The 16656-nt window shown below is 70.2% G+C and carries 17 protein-coding genes; 8 read left to right on the top strand and 9 right to left on the bottom strand.

Annotated elements, in window-relative coordinates; all coding sequences use genetic code 11:
• Positions 1-10: 10 nt before the first annotated feature.
• Complete coding sequence (locus tag HTZ77_RS16655; RefSeq protein WP_175590504.1) at positions 11-925, bottom strand: ABC transporter ATP-binding protein; 915 nt, start codon at positions 923-925, stop codon at positions 11-13.
• A gap of 208 nt (positions 926-1133) precedes the next feature.
• On the opposite strand from HTZ77_RS16655, the gene HTZ77_RS16650 reads away from it, so the two are divergent.
• Both HTZ77_RS16650 and HTZ77_RS16645 read left to right on the top strand, forming a co-directional pair.
• Positions 1134-1403, top strand: a complete 270-nt coding sequence (locus tag HTZ77_RS16650) for a DMT family transporter (RefSeq protein ID WP_235994766.1) — start codon at positions 1134-1136, stop codon at positions 1401-1403.
• A gap of 297 nt (positions 1404-1700) precedes the next feature.
• Complete coding sequence (locus HTZ77_RS16645; protein WP_205302736.1) at positions 1701-2291, top strand: alpha/beta fold hydrolase; 591 nt, start codon at positions 1701-1703, stop codon at positions 2289-2291.
• 34 nt (positions 2292-2325) lie between these two features.
• On the opposite strand, the gene HTZ77_RS16640 is transcribed toward HTZ77_RS16645, so the two are convergent.
• Genes HTZ77_RS16640 through HTZ77_RS16620 form a run of 5 tightly spaced genes read right to left on the bottom strand, consistent with a single transcriptional unit; the run spans position 2326 to position 7942 of the window.
• Positions 2326-3300: a helix-turn-helix transcriptional regulator gene (locus tag HTZ77_RS16640; protein ID WP_205302735.1), complete on the bottom strand. Its 975-nt coding sequence runs from the start codon at positions 3298-3300 to the stop codon at positions 2326-2328.
• Between the two features lie 27 nt (positions 3301-3327).
• Positions 3328-4449, bottom strand: a complete 1122-nt coding sequence (locus HTZ77_RS16635; protein WP_175590503.1) for an alpha/beta hydrolase family protein — start codon at positions 4447-4449, stop codon at positions 3328-3330.
• Positions 4446-6068: a bifunctional 3-(3-hydroxy-phenyl)propionate/3-hydroxycinnamic acid hydroxylase MhpA gene (gene mhpA / locus HTZ77_RS16630; protein ID WP_175590502.1), complete on the bottom strand. Its 1623-nt coding sequence runs from the start codon at positions 6066-6068 to the stop codon at positions 4446-4448. Before mhpA ends, HTZ77_RS16635 begins: the two co-directional genes overlap by 4 nt.
• A gap of 31 nt (positions 6069-6099) precedes the next feature.
• A complete protein-coding gene (locus HTZ77_RS16625; protein ID WP_175590501.1) occupies positions 6100-7041 on the bottom strand; it encodes a VOC family protein in 942 nt (313 codons plus the stop codon).
• 46 nt (positions 7042-7087) lie between these two features.
• Positions 7088-7942 carry a fumarylacetoacetate hydrolase family protein gene (locus tag HTZ77_RS16620; protein WP_175590500.1) on the bottom strand — a complete coding sequence of 285 codons (855 nt, stop codon included), beginning with the start codon at positions 7940-7942 and terminating at the stop codon, positions 7088-7090.
• A 197-nt stretch (positions 7943-8139) separates the two neighbouring features.
• On the opposite strand from HTZ77_RS16620, the gene HTZ77_RS16615 reads away from it, so the two are divergent.
• From HTZ77_RS16615 to HTZ77_RS16595, 5 genes are all read left to right on the top strand, one after another.
• Positions 8140-9264, top strand: coding sequence for an FAD-dependent monooxygenase (locus HTZ77_RS16615; protein ID WP_175590499.1), 1125 nt, complete (start codon positions 8140-8142; stop codon positions 9262-9264).
• Positions 9261-10430, top strand: a complete 1170-nt coding sequence (locus tag HTZ77_RS16610; protein WP_175590498.1) for an alpha/beta hydrolase family protein — start codon at positions 9261-9263, stop codon at positions 10428-10430. Before HTZ77_RS16615 ends, HTZ77_RS16610 begins: the two co-directional genes overlap by 4 nt.
• A gap of 1 nt (position 10431) precedes the next feature.
• The gene (locus HTZ77_RS16605; RefSeq protein WP_175590497.1) at positions 10432-11370 is read left to right on the top strand and encodes a VOC family protein; all 939 of its coding nucleotides are present in this window, start codon (positions 10432-10434) and stop codon (positions 11368-11370) included.
• Positions 11371-11440: 70 nt separating this feature from the next.
• A complete protein-coding gene (locus HTZ77_RS16600; RefSeq protein WP_175590496.1) occupies positions 11441-11863 on the top strand; it encodes a lipocalin-like domain-containing protein in 423 nt (140 codons plus the stop codon).
• Positions 11863-12330 (top strand): cupin domain-containing protein, encoded by a 468-nt coding sequence (locus HTZ77_RS16595; RefSeq protein WP_175590495.1) that lies wholly within the window; start codon positions 11863-11865, stop codon positions 12328-12330. The genes HTZ77_RS16600 and HTZ77_RS16595 overlap by 1 nt, the downstream gene beginning before the upstream one ends.
• Before the next feature lie 51 nt (positions 12331-12381).
• Here the strand turns inward: HTZ77_RS16595 and HTZ77_RS45290 are convergent, their stop codons facing one another.
• On the bottom strand, positions 12382-13011 hold the full coding sequence (locus HTZ77_RS45290; protein ID WP_205302734.1) for a sugar ABC transporter permease: 630 nt from the start codon (positions 13009-13011) through the stop codon (positions 12382-12384).
• A gap of 445 nt (positions 13012-13456) precedes the next feature.
• Positions 13457-14131 carry a TetR/AcrR family transcriptional regulator C-terminal domain-containing protein gene (locus HTZ77_RS16580; protein ID WP_175590493.1) on the bottom strand — a complete coding sequence of 225 codons (675 nt, stop codon included), beginning with the start codon at positions 14129-14131 and terminating at the stop codon, positions 13457-13459.
• A 368-nt stretch (positions 14132-14499) separates the two neighbouring features.
• Here HTZ77_RS16580 and HTZ77_RS16575 point away from each other — a divergent pair, with 368 nt between their 5' ends.
• Positions 14500-14988 (top strand): DUF6326 family protein, encoded by a 489-nt coding sequence (locus tag HTZ77_RS16575; RefSeq protein ID WP_175590492.1) that lies wholly within the window; start codon positions 14500-14502, stop codon positions 14986-14988.
• A gap of 264 nt (positions 14989-15252) precedes the next feature.
• On the opposite strand, the gene HTZ77_RS16570 is transcribed toward HTZ77_RS16575, so the two are convergent.
• Positions 15253-16656 (bottom strand): serine hydrolase domain-containing protein, encoded by a 1404-nt coding sequence (locus tag HTZ77_RS16570; RefSeq protein WP_175590491.1) that lies wholly within the window; start codon positions 16654-16656, stop codon positions 15253-15255.

Raw genomic sequence — 16656 nt, 5'->3', positions numbered from 1 at the left:
CCTTCCACGTTCACGCCGCCGTCCCTCTCGTCGAGTACTCCACGCTGCCGGCCGTCAGCTCCTGGTAGGCCTGCTCCAGGGAGGCCTCGCGGGTGCGCAGCTCGTGCAGCCGGATGCCCGCCTCGTACGCCAGGTCGCCGACGCGCTCGATCGTGGCGCCCGTCGCGACCAGCTCGTTCTCGCCCAGGCGCTCCACGGTGACGCCCGCCGCGCCCAGCCGCGCCGACAGGTCATCCGCGTGCGGCGTGCGGACGGCCACGGCCGTCAGGGCGCTGCCGGCGATCACCTCGGCCAGCGGCGCGTCCATGATGAGCCGCCCCCTGCCGATCACGACGAGATGGTCGGCGGTGAGCTGCATCTCGCTCATCAGATGGCTGGAGACGAACACCGTGCGTCCCTCGTCGGCCAGCGAGCGCATCAGGTGACGCCCCCAGCGCACGCCCTCCGGGTCGAGGCCGTTGACGGGCTCGTCGAAAATCAGCACCTCGGGGTCGCCGAGCAGCGCCGCGGCGATGCCGAGCCGCTGGCTCATGCCCAGCGACAGCGCCCCGGCCCGCCGGCGCGCCACCTCCGCCATGCCGACCGTCTGCAGGACCTCCGTCACCCGGCCGCGCGCGATGCCGTTGCTGCGCGCCAGCGCCGTCAGGTGCGCGTACCCGCTCCGGCCGGGGTGCAGCGCCCGCGCGTCCAGCATCGCGCCGACCGTGCGCAGCGGGTTCCTCAGCTCGCGGTACGGGACGCCGCCGATCAGCGCGGTGCCCGCCGTGGGGCGGTCGAGGCCCAGAATGAGGCGCATCGTCGTGGACTTCCCCGCGCCATTGGGTCCGAGGAACCCCGTCACCGCACCCGGCCTGACCTCCAGCGACAGGTCGTCCACGGCCGTACGGTCTCCGTAGCGCTTGCACAATCCCTTGAGACTGATCACACCGGGTGAGGCTAGGCGGGCGTCCGGGCGGCCACCATGGGGGCGAACCGCCGTCTTCGATGGCGGAAACCCGTAAAACGGCCGCGCCCGGGCCGTTGCGGTGGTCCGATGGTCGCCGGCTGGGCGCCGTTATTCCGTTGCGACCGGAATTCCGGATATGTCAGCGTCCGTCCCACGGGAACGGTCATGACGGCGCAGCTGGTGCGGGGTGAGGTATGCGGGGCCGGCGCTCGCGCTCGCGTCGTCGTGGTGTTTCGCGTTCTCGGGAACGCTGGCCAAATACCTCGGCGCCGCCGGGCTGACGCCGCTCGAAGCCGTGTGGGCGCGGATGGCGGGCGCGGGGCTGTTGCTGGTGGCCGTGCTGGCCGTGAGCAGGCCACGGGCGTTGCGGGTGCCCCGCTCCAGGGTGCCGTTCGTCGGGCTGTACACGGTCGTGGCGGTGGCCGGGGTGCAGTCGCTGTATAAGTCCCCTCCCTGAGTGATGCCGCGGTGCGGTGGACAGCCCCGGCGGCGATCCAGGCACCTGTCGCCTGGCCTTCACCGCGCCAGAGCACCACGGCCGACCAGCTCATCGACCAGGTCCGCGCGCGGCGGCCGGCTCCCGAGATGGACACGGGGCAGCCCAAGTACGAGAGAAAGGGGCAGTGAGCCGCTGAGCCGCTGGTAAACGGCGTGATCGTGAGCCCGGCATGACCCACTGCGTGGGTCTGGGTGCGGTTTGATGAACAAGGTCGGACGCCGGGATTGAGGCGAGGGACGGCCTTGGGATGTGGCGGTGCACGGGCCCGTGGTGCTCGTGGGTGCCAGCCTCGGCGGGACGGCCATCACCGGAGTGGGCCACACGGTCCCCGAGCTGGTGGATCGGCTCGTCTACATCTCCGCGTGGTCGTGCGTGCGACGAGCCAAGCCCATCGAATACATGCGGGAGCCCGAGTTCGGAGCCAGTCTGCTGGCCCCTCTCCACGCGTTCAATGTCGGAGATCCGGCCCTACTCGGTGTCGGGCGAGCCAACTACCGCACCGCGGACGCCAGGCTGCTCGCCGCACTCAAGGCGGCGATCATGGCGGACGTCACCGACGAACAGTTCCGTGCCTTCCTCAACATCCTGCAGCCGGACGAGTCGATCGCGGTGATGACGGCCGACGCCCGCGTCCGCGCCGACACCTGGGGCACGATCGCCCGCAGCTACATTCGACTCACCGGCGACCGAACCCTCCCCCTGGCCATACAGGACAGGCTGATCGCCGAAGCGGACGCCCTGACCCCTGACAACCCGTACGACGTTCACACCCTCGACACGGCCCACGCGGGCTTCGTGTTCAGAGCGGCCGAGGTGGCCGCCATCCTCGACAAACTGTCCATCTAACGACAAACAGCAAAGGGGAACGACCGCCCACGGACTACCTCCGGGCGGCGGTGGCCGACGGAAGCTCGCCGAACCGCGAACGGTACTCGCCTGCGAATCGGCCAAGATGGGTCATGCCCCAGCGATACGCTATTTCTCCGATCCGGTCACCGGTCGTCAGTATGTCGTGGCGTATCCGGTCCAGCCGGAGGTCGCGGACGTAACCCATCGGAGATGTCCCGAGTTTCCCCCGGAACGCGCTGCTGATCGTCCGCGCGCTGCACCCGGCCGCCTCCGCGATCTGGCCGAGGGAGATCGGTTCCGACAGGTTGGTTTCGACGAAGGCGACGGCCGCACGCAGCGCTCTGGGATGCGGCATCCCGGGGACGCCGCGCAGCGTGGCGGTATGGGTGTGCGACTGGGCCAGCAGCAGCGCGGTCACGATGCAGCGCAACTGGCTCCGTTGCAGTTCCTCCCGCTGGAACAGTGGATCGCCGGAGTCGAGTTGCTCGATCAATGACCCGATCAGCAGCTTCACCGCCCTGCCCCGCGGTTCGGACAGGTCGAGTGGAAGGTCGAAACGCACGGTGGAACCGGTCGGGCGCCCGGTGAGCGCCGCGAATTCCCGCCGGACGAGTCCGGCGTCGATCCGCAGGCCCAGGAATCTCGTCCCCGGCCGGCTCGGGCGAAGTTCCTGGGCGTCGCCCGGATTGAACACCCCGGCCCTGGCCCGGCTGAGGACGGCTTGCCGGCCGTCACTGCTCGCGGAGATCTCACCGGCCAGGCCCAGGTTGACGAAGTACGACTCCCTGCCGGGCGCCGTGCCGACCCGCACCGCCAACGAGGACGCGAAGTAGCCGACGGCGAAGTCCGCGGACGCGACACCGCGTACCTCGTGCTCACCGTCGGCGAAGGGGCCGAGGGGGCTGGTGGTGACCGCCCCGCCGAAGAGCCGGGCCGCCGAGTGGAGCAGGTTGACCGGATTGCCGGACTTCGTGATGACGAAATCGCGGAGGGGATTCGACAACACCGCCCACCTCCTTGACAGGCGAGACCATCATGTCACCGATCGAGGTGGCGGAACACGGCCCGTCGAGGCGAGCAGTCGGTCGGCGAACCAGTCCGCGACGAGCACGTGCTTCTCGTGCGAACGGTTGTAGACGCAGTGGTCGCCGTCGGGCCACTCGGCCCAGCGCTTGTCGGGCGATCCCGCGGCGTCGAACAGCGCGCGGGCGTTCTCGATCAGGAACACCCGGTCGGGCCTGCCGTGCAGGACCAGCAAGGGCACCTGGAGGCGGGCCAGGCGCTCCGGGGTCAGCCGGAAGCGCTCCATCGCCACCCGAGCCTGCTCGGGGTCGTCGATCCCGAGCAGTGGCCCCACCTTCGCGATGAACCTCGGGTAACGGTCCAGGATCTCGGCGGGACGGACGGTGCCGCCGTTGACGCAGCAGGCCGCGAACCCCTCGCCCGCGCTCGCGGCCAGCCCGGCGAGGAACCCGCCCATGCTGTTCCCCCAGATCCCGACCCGGTCGCCGAGCCGGCCGTCCGCACGCAGGGTCTCCGCGACGGTCCCGAACGCCTCGTCCACGCCCGGGGTCATCCGGCTGCCGTGGAACAGCCTGCTTTCCCCCTGGCCGGGACCATCGGCGAGGAACGCGGCGATTCCGCGGTCGAGCAGATACGTCGCACCGAGGTGGTACTCCTCCCGCCACCCGTCGAACCCGCCGACGATCACCACGGTGGGCGGGTTCCGGACCTGGGCAGGGCGCAGCAGCCAGCCCGACACGACCCCGGCCGGGGTGTCCACGTCCAGGTGCTCGGTGACCGGCTCGGCCAGTGCGCCCGCGGCGCCGAAGGCGGCGATCAGCTTGCGGTACAGCTCCCGCTTGCGCGGCTCGGTGTCGGCGAGCGGGACCTGCCCGACCCGGAAGCATGCCGAGGCGAACAGGTACCAGTCGCGTGCGGTCGCGGTGTGCCCCTCGGCGAGCGCGGCATCCGCGCGGGCCAGGTTCCGCTCGCCCAGCTCCTCGGCGGCCTCGTCCCACGGCCGTCCGGTGTCGACGAGCCGGTAGAGCTCGCTGACGTCGGCGAAATCCATGCCGTTGCCGACGAGACGTTGCACCGGCATCGCCCGCTTGTGCGCCTCCGCCGCGGCCTTCCAGCTCGGGATCTCCGTCACGGAGCGGCCACGATCCGCGCCGGCCCGCCGATCGCCCGGCCGAGCGCGTCGACGACCCGGCCCATCGCGCCGCTGGTCTCGGCGGCGCCGAAGACGTAGAAGTCCGGGCGGTAGAGGATCATCGAGACGCCGGTCCGGGCGAAGTAGTCGGCGTAGTAGCCGTCGACGTCGGCGGGGTCCTCGCCGATGGCGACGACCCGGGCGCCGAGCCGGTCGAGCAGGGCGGCCTGGCCGGTGGTGAGATCGCAGCCCGTGCCGGGGGCGAGCAACAGGGTCCACCCGTGGCCGACCACGTCGTCGAAGCGCCCGGTCCGGCCGCCGGTCCGCACGCGGCCCTGTGGGGCGAGCCGACCCACGACCTCAGCCGCCCTGCCTCCGGCTTCGGTGTCGAGCAGCCCGTCGAGCAGGTGCGGGAAGGGCGGCGGGGGCGGGACCTCGCCACGCCGGAAGGCCTCGTCCCTGGCCGCGGCGATCTCCGGATCGAAGGTGCAGGACACCCGGCCCGCCTCGACGGACATCTGGATCAGCGTCTCGACGTGCGGCGCCCGCTCGACCTGGTAGCTGTCGAGAAGGGCGTCGCCGGCAAGGTCACGCAGCACCAGATCGAGCCGCCAGGCCAGGGCCTTGGCGTCGCGGATCCCCGAGCACATCCCCTGCCCCATGAACGGCGGCATGACGTGCGCGGCGTCGCCGGTCAGCAGGATCCGGTCGCGGCGCCACCGGTCGGCGAGCCTGGCCTGGAAGGTGTAGACCGCGTGCCGGACGAGATCGGCCTTGTCCGGTGTGACGCCGTAGGGCGCGAGCAGCTTCCAGGCCGTCCGCGGGTCACCGAATCGCTCGGGATCCTCGCCGGGCAACAGCGCGAACTCGAACCGGCGGTGCCGGGTGCCGAGCTGGAACAGGCAGTGCGGCCGGGCCGGGTCGCACACCTGCCCGTTGTCGAATCCGAAGTCCAGCGCGACCTTCGGCTCGAGGTCGCAGACGAACCAGGTCTCCCGGAACCCGAAGTCGGTCTGGGTGGTGCCGAGTCGCGTACGGACGAAGCTGTTCGCGCCGTCGGCGCCCACCAGGTACCGGCCCCGAACCGTCCGGGTCCGCGCGCCGAGGACTCCCTTGCCGGTGCGGGATCCGGTGCTCTCGCGCAGGGTGACTTCGACGTGGTCCTCGTGCCGGGTGAGCGCGGTGGCCTCCCAGCCCTGGTGCACCGAGACGGTCGGCTGGGCGCGCACCGCCGCGTCAAGCGCGTCCTCGATCGACGGCTGGTACATGATGTAGTCCGAGGGCCAGCCGGAGATGCCGTCGGCGTCCCAGTCGAAGGTCAGCAGGGTCTCGCCGCCCGCGTTGCGGAACACGTACTTGGTGGCGCGGAACATGTCCCGCCCGACCCGCTCGGCGATGCCGAGGGACTGGAAGATCCGCATGATCTCGTGATCGACGTGCCCGGCGCGCGCCCGGCCGTACAGCCGGGGCCAGCGCTCGAACACCGCGATCTTGTGGCCGGCCTGCCCGAGCAGGGCCGCCAGGGTCTGGCCGACCGGGCCGTACCCGATCAGCACGACGTCGTGCAGGATGTCGTCGCGTGGCCGTCCGGTCGGATCGGTGGTCTCGGTCTCGGTCATCGTCACCTCCGGCGAGGGATCGGGCGAAAGGTCAGCGCGGCGCGTGTGCGCCGGTCATCAGCTCGGCGAGGTCCTCCGGCCGCAGGAACGACGGTGGAGGCGGCGGCCCCCAGTTGAACAGGCCCTTGGCGCCCTCGAGGGCCTCCGCCGTCCAGAGCTGGTCGTCGACGATGCAGTCCATGTCGGAGTAGTACTCGCTGAAGTTGCCTGCGGGATCTTTCAGGTACCAGAAGAAGTTCGAGCCGGCGTGGTGCCTGCCGAGACCCCAGACGTGCCGTTCGGGATGGCCCGCCAACATCGCTGTGGCGCCCCGGCCGACCTCGTCGACGTCGTCGACCTGCCATGAGGTGTGGTGCAGGAACGTCGTCGGAGCGCGAAGGACCAGGACGTTGTGATGGTCGGTGGAACAGCGCAGGAAGGCTCCCGCACCTGCGATCCGGTCGGAGAGCCGGAAACCCAGCCCGTCGCGGAAGAACCGCTCGGTCGCGTCCGGATCGGTGCTGCCCACCACGACATGCCCGAGCCTGCGGGGCCGCACCGCCGCGGTGCGCTCGACGCCGGGTGCCCGGCCGGTGCGGTCGATCCGGCCGGGCCCGTTGTACGGGGTCGCCGCGACCGCGCGCTGGACGCGGCGCGGCTCGACGCGGACGACGGCGCGCAGCCCGGTGACCGGTTCGACCGCCGCGATCCAGCCGGCACCGGGCCTGCCGCCCTCGGCCGCGACTCCGAGCCGGGTCAGGGCGGCCGCGACCCGGCCGACGTCGTCCGCGTCGTCGGCGCCGACGGTGAGTTCGACGAGCCTGCGTCGTGGGCTAGGGACAAGGCTGAGTTGCTCGCCACCGTCCTGGGTACCGAAGCGCTGCCCGCGGGGATCGTCGGACAGCTGGTCCAGTCCGAAGTCGCGGTAGTAGGCGCCGGTCGCGACGACGTCCGGAACGCCGATGACCACGCGCGCCAGTCTGTGTAGTGCCATGGTTCTCCTCGTCGGGTCGGGCGGTGGCGGTGTCGCACTCCCGGGCTCAGCCCGCTGTGAAGGTCTGGCGCAGCTCCCCGACGCCCTCGACGTGACTGGTGAGAACGTCGCCATCGCGCAGGAAACGCTGCGGCCTGCGCCCCAGTCCGACCCCGGACGGGGTGCCGGTGAACAGGATGTCCCCTGCGCGCAGCGGGGTGACCTTGGACAGCCCCTCGATCAGCGCGGGGATCCCGAACAGCAGGTTCCGGGTCCGGCCGCGCTGCACGGGCTCGCCGTTGATCTCGCAGCCGAGGGCGAGATCGTCCGGGTCGTCGAACTCGTCCACGGTGACCAGCCACGGCCCCAGCGGCGCGAAGCCCGGATGTGACTTGCTCAGGCTGAACTGCGGACTGGGGCCGGCGAGCTGCCCGATCCGTTCGCTGATGTCCTGGCCGACGGTCAGCCCGGCGACGTGACTCCACGCGGCGTCGGCGGCGACGGCTCGCGCGTCCCGGCCGATCACCACGACCAGCTCGACCTCCCAGTCGGTGTGCCCGCCGTCGGGCAGCACCACCGTGGTCACCGGGCCGGACAGGGCCGAGCGGAACTTGGTGAACACCAACGGGAACCGCTCCGGCCGGTCCATCGCGGACTCCTCGACGTGCTCGGCGTAGTTGAGCCCGATCGCGAAGACCTGGCCGGGGGCGGGCGCCGGGGCGTCGAGATCGGCCAGGTCGAACCCGGTCGCGCCGGACAGGTCGGCGGCACGCGCCCAGCCGAGGAACTCCTCCCACACCGCGAACACCGCCTGCGGGTCCGAGCCGAACCGGCCGGCCGACGCCTTCTCGACGTCGACCGCGCGGACCGGGTCGGTCGCGGTGAACAGAGTGAGCCGTCCTGCAAGGTTGCCGATGCGCACGTGTCGTCCTCCTGGGTCGGACCTCCGGTTGCGGTGCTGGACACGCTAGGTCCGCGGCGACGAGGTCGTTGTCCGGTTCCAGACGTCGGTATCCGATTCCGGAACCGTTGCCGGAACCGGACAACATTCGCCTGAACCGGACTGGGCACTCAGGGCCGCCCGCCTAGCTTGGCCGAACACAGCGGCATGGAGGGCCCATGGACAACAGTGACGGCGCACGTTCAGCGCTGATCGTCGGTGCCGGCATCGCGGGATTGACCACAGCGAGCGCCCTGGCTCGACGGGGATGGCTTGTCGAGGTCATCGAAGCGGGCGGTGAGGGTGCCACCGCCGGATGGGGGCTGAGCCTGACCGGCCCTTCGCTTCGCGCGCTCGACGGCCTGGGGCTGGCCGATCAGTGCCTCGCCACCGGGTACGGCATGAGCGTCATCACCAACGTCGACGCGAACGGGGTGGCGATCCCGATCGAGCTCCCGCGCCTGATCGGCCAGGATCGCCCGGCCATGGTGGGGATCGCGCGCCCGGAGCTGCACCGGATCCTGCGCACCGAGGCGCTGCGGCTCGGTGCGCGGATCCGCTATGGACTCAGTGTTTCCCACCTGGACCCGGGGGACGGCCGGGTACGCGCCGAACTGACCGACGCGACGGTGCGAACCGTCGACCTGCTCGTGGGTGCCGACGGCATTCGTTCCGTCGTTCGTGACCTCATCGGCCGTCCTGCCCCGATTCGCTATCACGGCCAGATGGTGTGGCGGGCCCTCGTGCCGCGTCCCGACTGGGCCACCGGCATCCACACCTTCGCCGGTGCCGTCCACCAGGCGGGAGTCGTGCCGATCTCCCCGAGCCAGGCATACGTCTTCCTCACCGAGAACGGGGTTCGACCGGACGTGCTTCCGGATGCCGGCCTCGCCCCGCGGATGGCGGATCTGCTGGCACCGTTCACCGGCCGTGTCGCCGAGATCCGCCCCCAGGTCGCACGGTCCGATTCGGTGGTTCGGCGGCCCGCGCAGACCGCGTTCGTCGACACGTCGTGGTTCGACGGGACCAGCGTCGTCATCGGCGACGCCGCGCACGCGCCCTCGCCGCAGATGGCCAGCGGGGCCGCACTCGCCATCGAGGACGGCCTGGTCCTGGCTCAGGAGCTGGACCGTTGCCAGGACACCCGGAAGGCGCTCAAGGCATTCATGGACCGCCGCCGGGAACGGTGCGCGGTCCTGGTGAAGACATCGGTCGCGATCGCGGGCCTCGAGCAGGAGCAACGACATCGCGATGCGTATCCACTCATCGAGGCGTGCCACCAGCGGATGGCGCTCCCGGCATGACCGACGTGAAGGAGGAGGTCCGGTTGGCCGACGAGACCGCCCCGTCCCTGCCAGAGGCGAAGTCGTGGTTGCGTACGCATCTCGCGCAGCGGCGCAACCCGTTCAACGCCATCGGCGAGGCCGCGGCTTCCCGGTACATCGAGACGCTGCCCGGCGTCGACCCGGTCCGCTGGGCGGAGCACTGGCTCGGCGGCGCGGCGGAGTTCGCGGCGGCGGCCGAGCGGGCCGAAGCCGACGGCGACCGCGGCACCGCGCTGGAGAACTGGTGGCAGGCCTACCAGTTCGCGTTCCTCGGGCGATACCCCTCGCCCACCCATCCCGCCAAGCTGGCCGCGTACGAGCTGGCTCGGACCTACTTCGCCCGGGTCTGCGAACTGGAGAACACGCCCGTCGAACAGGTCAGTGTCCCGTTCGACGGTCGCGCGGACGAAGGCGACTCCGTCTCGCTCCTGGTGGCCCGGCCACCCGGCTCCGGCGCGGCCAGGGCACCGGTCGTGCTGATGTGGGGCGGAATCGACGTGTGGAAAGAGGAGAGCTACGCCCGCGGTCGGCTGCTGCGCGAGCATGGTTTCGCCACGGTGCACATCGACAAGCCGGGTGTCGGGCAGTCTCCGGTGCTGGCCGGTCCGGACGCGGAACGCCAGTGGGATCCGGTGTTCGACTGGTTGCGGAGCAGGAACGACCTCGACGCGGATCGGGTCGCGGCCCTCGGGCTGTCCTTCGGCGGGTACTGGGCGATGAAACTGGCGCACACGCACCGCGAACATCTCACCGCCGCGGTCAACTGGGGCGGCGGGGTGCACCTGACGTTCCAGCCCGAATGGCAGGAGAAGTCCCGGAACGCCGCGTCCTACCTGATGGATCTCATGCCCGCCCGCGCTCGCATCTTCGGTGGCACCACCTTCGCCGACTACGTCGCGCGCTGCCCCGAACTCTCCCTGCTGGACCAGGGAATTCTGGACCTGAGGTCGTGTCCGCTGCTGCTGGTCAACGGAAAGGACGACCAGCAGAACGCCTCCGCCGACATCCACCTCGCCCTCGAGCACGGTGACCCGAAGACCGCACGGCTTTTTCCCGGCGGACACATGGGATCCGGCCCCGTCCTGCCGACCATCGTCGACTGGCTGACCGACCGGCTCGGCCGGCCGGCAACAGAAGGGAACTGACATGCACGCCACCGGTCCGATCACACACCTGCGGCACGTCGACATCGCGATGCCGAACTTCGCCGACCAGCGCACGTTCTACCGGGAGACGTGGGGGCTGACGGAGACGGCCAACGACTCGGGGGTCTCCTTTCTCGCCGCCGAGGGCTCACCGGAGCTGTACGTCGTCCGGCTACGCGAGGACGACCAGAAGCGCACGGACCTCATCGCGTTCGGCTGCGCCGGCCCCGCCGAGGTGGATGCCTTGACCGAGCGGCTGATCGGTCGAGGAGTGAGGCTCGTCCACGAACCCCGCGCGCTGGACACACCGGGCGGCGGCTACGGCGTACGGTTCTTCGACAACGAGGGGCGAGTCGTCGAGGTCTCCGCGGACGTCGCGGTCCGGGCGCACCGCAGGATCGAGGAGCGCGAGTCCGTGCCGGTACGGCTTTCGCACGTGCTGATGAACACGCCCACCCCGGAAGTGACCGTCCGCTGGTACGTCGAGAACCTCGGGTTCCGGCTGTCCGACACGATGCGCATCGGCGACCGCGAGATCATGTGGTTCTTGCGGTGCAACACCTTCCACCACAGCTTCGGCTTCGTACGCGGTCCGCATGCCGCCTTCCACCATGCCTCGTTCGAGCTGCGCGGCGTCGACGAGTTCATGCGGGGCACCGGGCGCCTGCACCGCCTCGGCTTCGAGCGCCTCTGGGGACCGGGACGGCACCGTGCCGGGGACAACTCGTTCAGCTACTTCCTCGACCACGCCGGGAACACCGTCGAATACACGACCGAGCTCGAGATCATCGACGAGGACACCTGGCACCCGCACATCTACGACCTGACCGATCCCGCCAACGCCGACCAGTGGGGCACCGCGAACGAGATGAACGAGTTCATCGCCGCCCGCTCGCACAACGACGTCGACCGCGGCCTGTTCGTCGCGCCGCCGATGTGACCGGGCGGACGAGATGACAGGATCACCGGCGACGACCTCGGTCCGCGCCCGGCTTCTCGGCAGTTGGCGGATGATCGACTGGCAGGTCTTCCGGGGTGAGGAAACGATCGATCCACCCCTTGGCCCGGTCGCGGACTGCACGGGGCTGCTCATCTACACCGAAGAGGGAACGATGAGCGCCCATCTCATGCGCGCCGAGCGCGCGTCCTTCGCCGACGGGTCGCTCGACGGTGGCACGCGAGAGGAACGGGCCGAAGCGTACCGCTCGATCATCTCGTACGCCGGCACCTACGAGGTCGACGAGCCGACCGCGACGGTTGTCCATCACGTACAGATCGCGACATTTCCAAATTTCGTCGGTGCCGACCTCACCAGAACATGCGTCTTCGAGGGCGAGGACACGCTGAAACTCGACACTCCGCCGATGAAGATCGGCGGCGAATCGCTCAGAAGCTACATTCTCTGGCAGCGGAAAGGGACGAAGGCCCGATAATGCGGACATTCCGAAGAATCGTCACCGGCCATGACCGCGACGCGCGATCCCTCGTCGCCGAAGACCGCGCATGTCCGCACGTCGAGATCATCGCCAACGCCACCGTGACCAACCTCTGGCTGCACGAGGGACGCCCCAGCAACGCGGACCCCTACCTCGACCCGGTCGGGCCAGGGGTGTCGCTGGCGCCCCCGGCCCGGGGCAGCGTGCTACGCGTGGTCGAGTTCCCGCCGCGCGGATCAGGCGCGGCCGCGTACGTCCATCGCACCGAATCACTCGACTACGCCTACGTCATCGACGGCGAGGTCTACAGCGTCCTCGACAGTGGCGAGACTCTCATGCGTGCCGGCGACGTGCTGGTCCAGCGAGGCACCAGCCACGCCTGGGACAATCGCTCCGACAAGCCCTGCACGATTCTCTTCGTCCTGCTGGACGCCGAGCCACTCCGCGCCCGGGAGAGCGGATGAGAGTGAGGTCCCGGCCGCCGGCGGACGGACGGCGCAGCCCATGAGGCCGTGTCAGCCCAGGATGATCGTGAGGTCGAACGTGCCCTGGTGAGGGATGCGCAGGGCGTGGAAGCGGCGAGCGCCGTCGCGGAGGCAGCGCACGCTGCCGGCCGCGACGGTCGCCTGCTGGGGAGTGTTCCAGCGCAAGCGGATCGTGGTGCGGCCCCGGCGCACGTCGAAGCCGTCGGCGGTGGCGGTGGCCGAGCCGCCGGACACGGCTCGCGACCCCGCCAACCGCACCGTCTGGCAGGAGCCGCTCAAGGGGCAGCCGCCACTGCAGCGGTGTGAGCGCCGCACAGGTAGCAGACGAGGACCGTGGTGGACATGCCGGGCCCGCCCTGGGTGAGCACGGCGATCTGGGCGAACACCTGCAGCGACCCGACCACGGTGATGATCGAGGTGAGCAGGATCGTCGGGCTGATGCGCCGCCAGGAACAACACCATGTTGAGGCCCGCCACGCCGAGCAGGCCGTTGACGCCGCCGTCCTGCTGGAGCAGGAGCTGCCAGACGATGGTCCAGGCGACCAGCGACACGAGCACCGGCGAGAAGAACGCGGTGCTGCCCGCCAGCATGTTCCAGTTCTGGAGGCTGTAGTACGCGACCAGGCCGAGCGGCAGCAGGACGAACAGCGCGCTGCCCACGAGTTGCGGCGAGATCAGCAGGTAGCCGACGAGGGCGTCGCGCCGGGGGACGGTCCAGAAGCGGCGGGTCCCGGCTGAACAAGGTGCGACCTACGCGCCAGCCACGCCACGACGGTGACGCCGCAACTCGGGTCGTCACACTGCTAGTGGCCGGGCTGACACTGCGCTCAGCCGACCTCCTGGAACTGTGCCGGGCCATCGCCTCTGGCCAAGATCTCAAGGCCGCCCGCGCCACCGCCCGCCTCCCCTTATCCACCGTGAAGCGCTGGCGGCGCCGATCTCATGCCGCGAGGACCGGTTCGATCAACGCCCACCGAGCGTCGGTTGAGTCGCTCGGGTACGGCTTGCGCTCAGTCACCGCGCCATCCCAGCACAACTGGACCCGCAGACTGGCGGCAACACTACACATCCACACGATCACATCACGACATCACGGATAGGAGGCTCACGTAGGCACTCTCAGGGGCTCGAGGGCGGCCAGGACGAGGTCGAGGCCGAAGGTGAACTCCTCCGCCGGGTCGTAGCCGGCAGCGGCGAGCACCGCGGCGGACTCGTTGAGGTAGGGGAACTCGTCAGGAGGAAGCTGGGGCAGGAAGACGTCCTCGGCCATGTCCGCGAACTCATCGGCGGTGTCGAACGGCAGGCTGGCTTCCTGCAGGGCGAAACCGTATACATAGCTGTCGAGCAACCAGTTGGCGTGCGTCGCCATCAAGACCGGGAAGCCGGCCCTCCGCAGGCAGGCGGTGACCGCTTCGCGGTGGCGGAGGTTCGCGGGCCCCGGCGATGTCCGCGACTCCATCAGGCCGATCGCCCACGGGTGGCGTGCGAGAACCTGTCGGACGGATACCGCCCGACGTCGCATCGCTGACTGCCAGTCGGTCTCTTCAGGCGGGAGCTCGATCTCCTCGAACACGACGTCGATCATGGCGTCCAGCAACTCTTCCTTGCTCGCCACGTAGTAGTAGAGCGACATCGCGCCCGCGCCGAGCGCGCCGGCCAGCCGGCGCATGCTCAGCCCGTCGACCCCCTCGCGGTCGGCGAGCCGGACCGCCTCGACCACCACCCGTTGCCTGCTCAGCGCCGCGTCTGACGCCACCTGGCGTTGTTCCCTCGCAGACACGGGTCTCCTCTCGCTCGCTCGAACGGCTTGACAATCGTCCAGCGCACGGTCATGGTACAGCGTACGGCTTGTAGTACACCGTACGAGGTACGGTGTACGAACCAGCTCGGACGTGAGGAGGCTTCTGTGGGAATCGAACAGCGATCGAGTGCCGGAGCACGCATGGTGCCGGGGGCGAATGCGGCCGGGGCGACGACGATGCCGGCCGCCGACCAGCACCGCTACGGCCTGCCCTCGGCGCTCGAGTCGTCCGAGGTCCGGGCTACCGCTGCCCGGTCGAGGCGATGTGCTCGTCCAGGTGGGCGCGGCCTCGGTACATCCCTGCCGCCACTCCGGCGGAGGGACCGCTCCTCTCGAAAGAAGAACCGATGACCATCCGAACGAAAACCCCGAACCTGCTCGACAACCCGCCGGTCACCGTGCACGCCAAGCTCGCCGCCGCATGGACCAGCTTCATGTTCCTCTACATCTACGTCGACTACTTCCACCTCCACAAGCCCGGCGTCATCGACAACCTCCGCGCCGGCGTCGTCTTCGAGTTCGACATCAGCCCGACGTTGTTGACCATGATGCTCGCGTCCGTGGCGATCCCGGCCCTGATGGTGATGCTCTCCATGACGCTGCCCGCCCGGGTGAACCGCGCTACGAGCCTCGTCGTCGCATCGCTGTACATCCCCTACTCGGTGTTCAACGCGGTAGGGGAGTCCTGGGACTGGGCCCCCTTCTACGGCCTCTCCATCGGAATCGAGGGGCTGCTCCTGGCCTTCATCCTGCGCTCCGCCTGGACATGGCCTCGAACCCCCGCCGTCCCAGCCGGTCCCACGACGACCGACCTTCGACAGGACCTTCGACAGTAGGTGTCCGTCCAGAGCCCTACGGCGTGAAGCCCGCCGCCGCGGACACCCGGCCGACCGTGACCAGCTCAGTCGTCGCGGTCGCGGGCCTCGCGATCGTGGCCGAGGTGTGGCGGGAGATACGGCTGGACGCGCTGGGCCTGGCGCTGGGGGTGCTGGCCGCGGCGTGCTCTGCCGGATATTTCCTGATGAACGCTAGTTTCGGGGACGATGTGGACCCCCTGGCGCTCATCGCCTGGGGGATGACGGGCGCAGGCGCCGAACGCCTCACTCCCGCGCCTCCACCGGCTCCCTGGTGCGCGGGGTCACCCGGCAGTTGGTGTGGAGGTATCGCGCGGCCCCGTCCTGGAAGTCGTAGATCGCGACCGTCTGAGTGTCCTCGAGGGGATCGTCGGAGGGCATCAGGAAGTGCGTCTCGCTCACCGGGAGCAGGTCGTAGGTGATCCGGTCGGGGCGGCCGAGGAACCGGGCGTTCTCCGGGTTCATGACGAGGGTGAGGCGGAGCCGCCCGCCCTCGGCGTGGACCTCGTAGCGGGAGCCGGGCCGCTCGTACACGCCCTCGTACCTGGACAGGTCGAGCCTCAGCGTCGGGTCCGGCGCGGGCAGGCCGGGGATCGTGGCCGCTCCGAGGTCGGCCAGGATCTCGTCGAACACCTTCTTGTAAAAGCTCTCGCGCGGGCCTCCGTTCGTCAGCATCGTGAGGGCGACGCCGGAGTCGGGCAGGATCCGCAGGCGGGCGTTCTGGCCGATGGTGCTGCCGTCGTGCGCGTACACGGTCTCGCCGTGCCAGTCGCACACGATGAGCCCGAGGCCCCAGGCCGGCCCGAACATGTACGGGTCGGGCACGGCGACCCGGGAGGTCATCATCTCCCGCACCGCCTCGGCCGAGACGATCCGTGTGCCGTCGGCCGCCCTGCCCTCGTGGAGGAGGACGTGCGCCATCGCGAGCACCTCGGCGACGGTGGAGGTGAGGTTGCCGCCGGGCCCGAAGGCGCGGGGCAGGTGGCTCACCGGCGAGATGACCGGCCCCTCGTCGAGCGAGCGCACGATGTGCCCCGTCGCGGCGCGGTCCTGGTCCACGTCCTCGTGCCTGCTGCTCGTGGCCGTCAGCCCGAGGGGGCCGAGGAGGCGGTCGCGCATGACGGCGTCCCACCCCTTGCCGTCGATCACCTCCATGACGCGGGCGAGGATCGCGTAGCCGAGGGCCGCGCTGTAGCCGTGGGTGCGGCCCAGGGGGTGGACCTGGGGCGCTCCGGTGATGCCGGCCACCATGCGCGCGTACACGTCGTCGCCCTCGCCGGGGTCGCCGTAGTCCTCCTCGATGCCGTTGGTGTGGTTGAGCAGGTGGCGCGGCGTGACCTCGGCGGAGGTGACGGGGTCGGCGACCTCGAAGCCGGGCAGGTACGCGCGGACCGGCTCGTCCAGCCCGGCCTTGCCCTCGTCGACGAGCTGCATGAACGCGAGGGCGGTCCAGGTCTTGGTCATGGAGCCGAGCTGATAGACGGTGCCGGTCGTCGCCGGCTCGCCCGTCAGCACGTTCGTGACGCCGGCGGCGAGGCCGGTGATCCGCCCGTCCTGGAGCACGCCGATCGCCGTGCTCGGGATCCGGTACTCGGCCAGGAGCTCGGTGACCCGCCCCCGGACCCGTTCGAGGTCCCATGTCGCTGTCAT

The sequence above is a fragment of the Nonomuraea montanisoli genome, assembly GCF_013363975.1.
GTDB classification, from domain to species: Bacteria; Actinomycetota; Actinomycetes; order Streptosporangiales; family Streptosporangiaceae; genus Nonomuraea; species Nonomuraea montanisoli.
Note: the sequence above shows the minus strand (reverse complement) of the source record. Positions and strands in the feature narration are given on the sequence as shown.

Bases quoted from the DNA above. Each gene is read 5' to 3' on its own strand.
- HTZ77_RS16570 (WP_175590491.1), bottom strand. From the start codon at position 16,656: ATGACAGCGACATGGGACCTCGAACGGGTCCGGGGGCGGGTCACCGAG.
- HTZ77_RS16625 (WP_175590501.1), bottom strand. From the start codon at position 7,041: ATGGCACTACACAGACTGGCGCGCGTGGTCATCGGCGTTCCGGACGTC.
- HTZ77_RS16600 (WP_175590496.1), top strand. From the start codon at position 11,441: ATGATCGACTGGCAGGTCTTCCGGGGTGAGGAAACGATCGATCCACCC.
- HTZ77_RS16595 (WP_175590495.1), top strand. From the start codon at position 11,863: ATGCGGACATTCCGAAGAATCGTCACCGGCCATGACCGCGACGCGCGA.
- HTZ77_RS16615 (WP_175590499.1), top strand. From the start codon at position 8,140: ATGGACAACAGTGACGGCGCACGTTCAGCGCTGATCGTCGGTGCCGGC.
- HTZ77_RS16610 (WP_175590498.1), top strand. From the start codon at position 9,261: ATGACCGACGTGAAGGAGGAGGTCCGGTTGGCCGACGAGACCGCCCCG.
- HTZ77_RS16605 (WP_175590497.1), top strand. From the start codon at position 10,432: ATGCACGCCACCGGTCCGATCACACACCTGCGGCACGTCGACATCGCG.
- HTZ77_RS16575 (WP_175590492.1), top strand. From the start codon at position 14,500: ATGACCATCCGAACGAAAACCCCGAACCTGCTCGACAACCCGCCGGTC.
- mhpA (WP_175590502.1), bottom strand. From the start codon at position 6,068: ATGACCGAGACCGAGACCACCGATCCGACCGGACGGCCACGCGACGAC.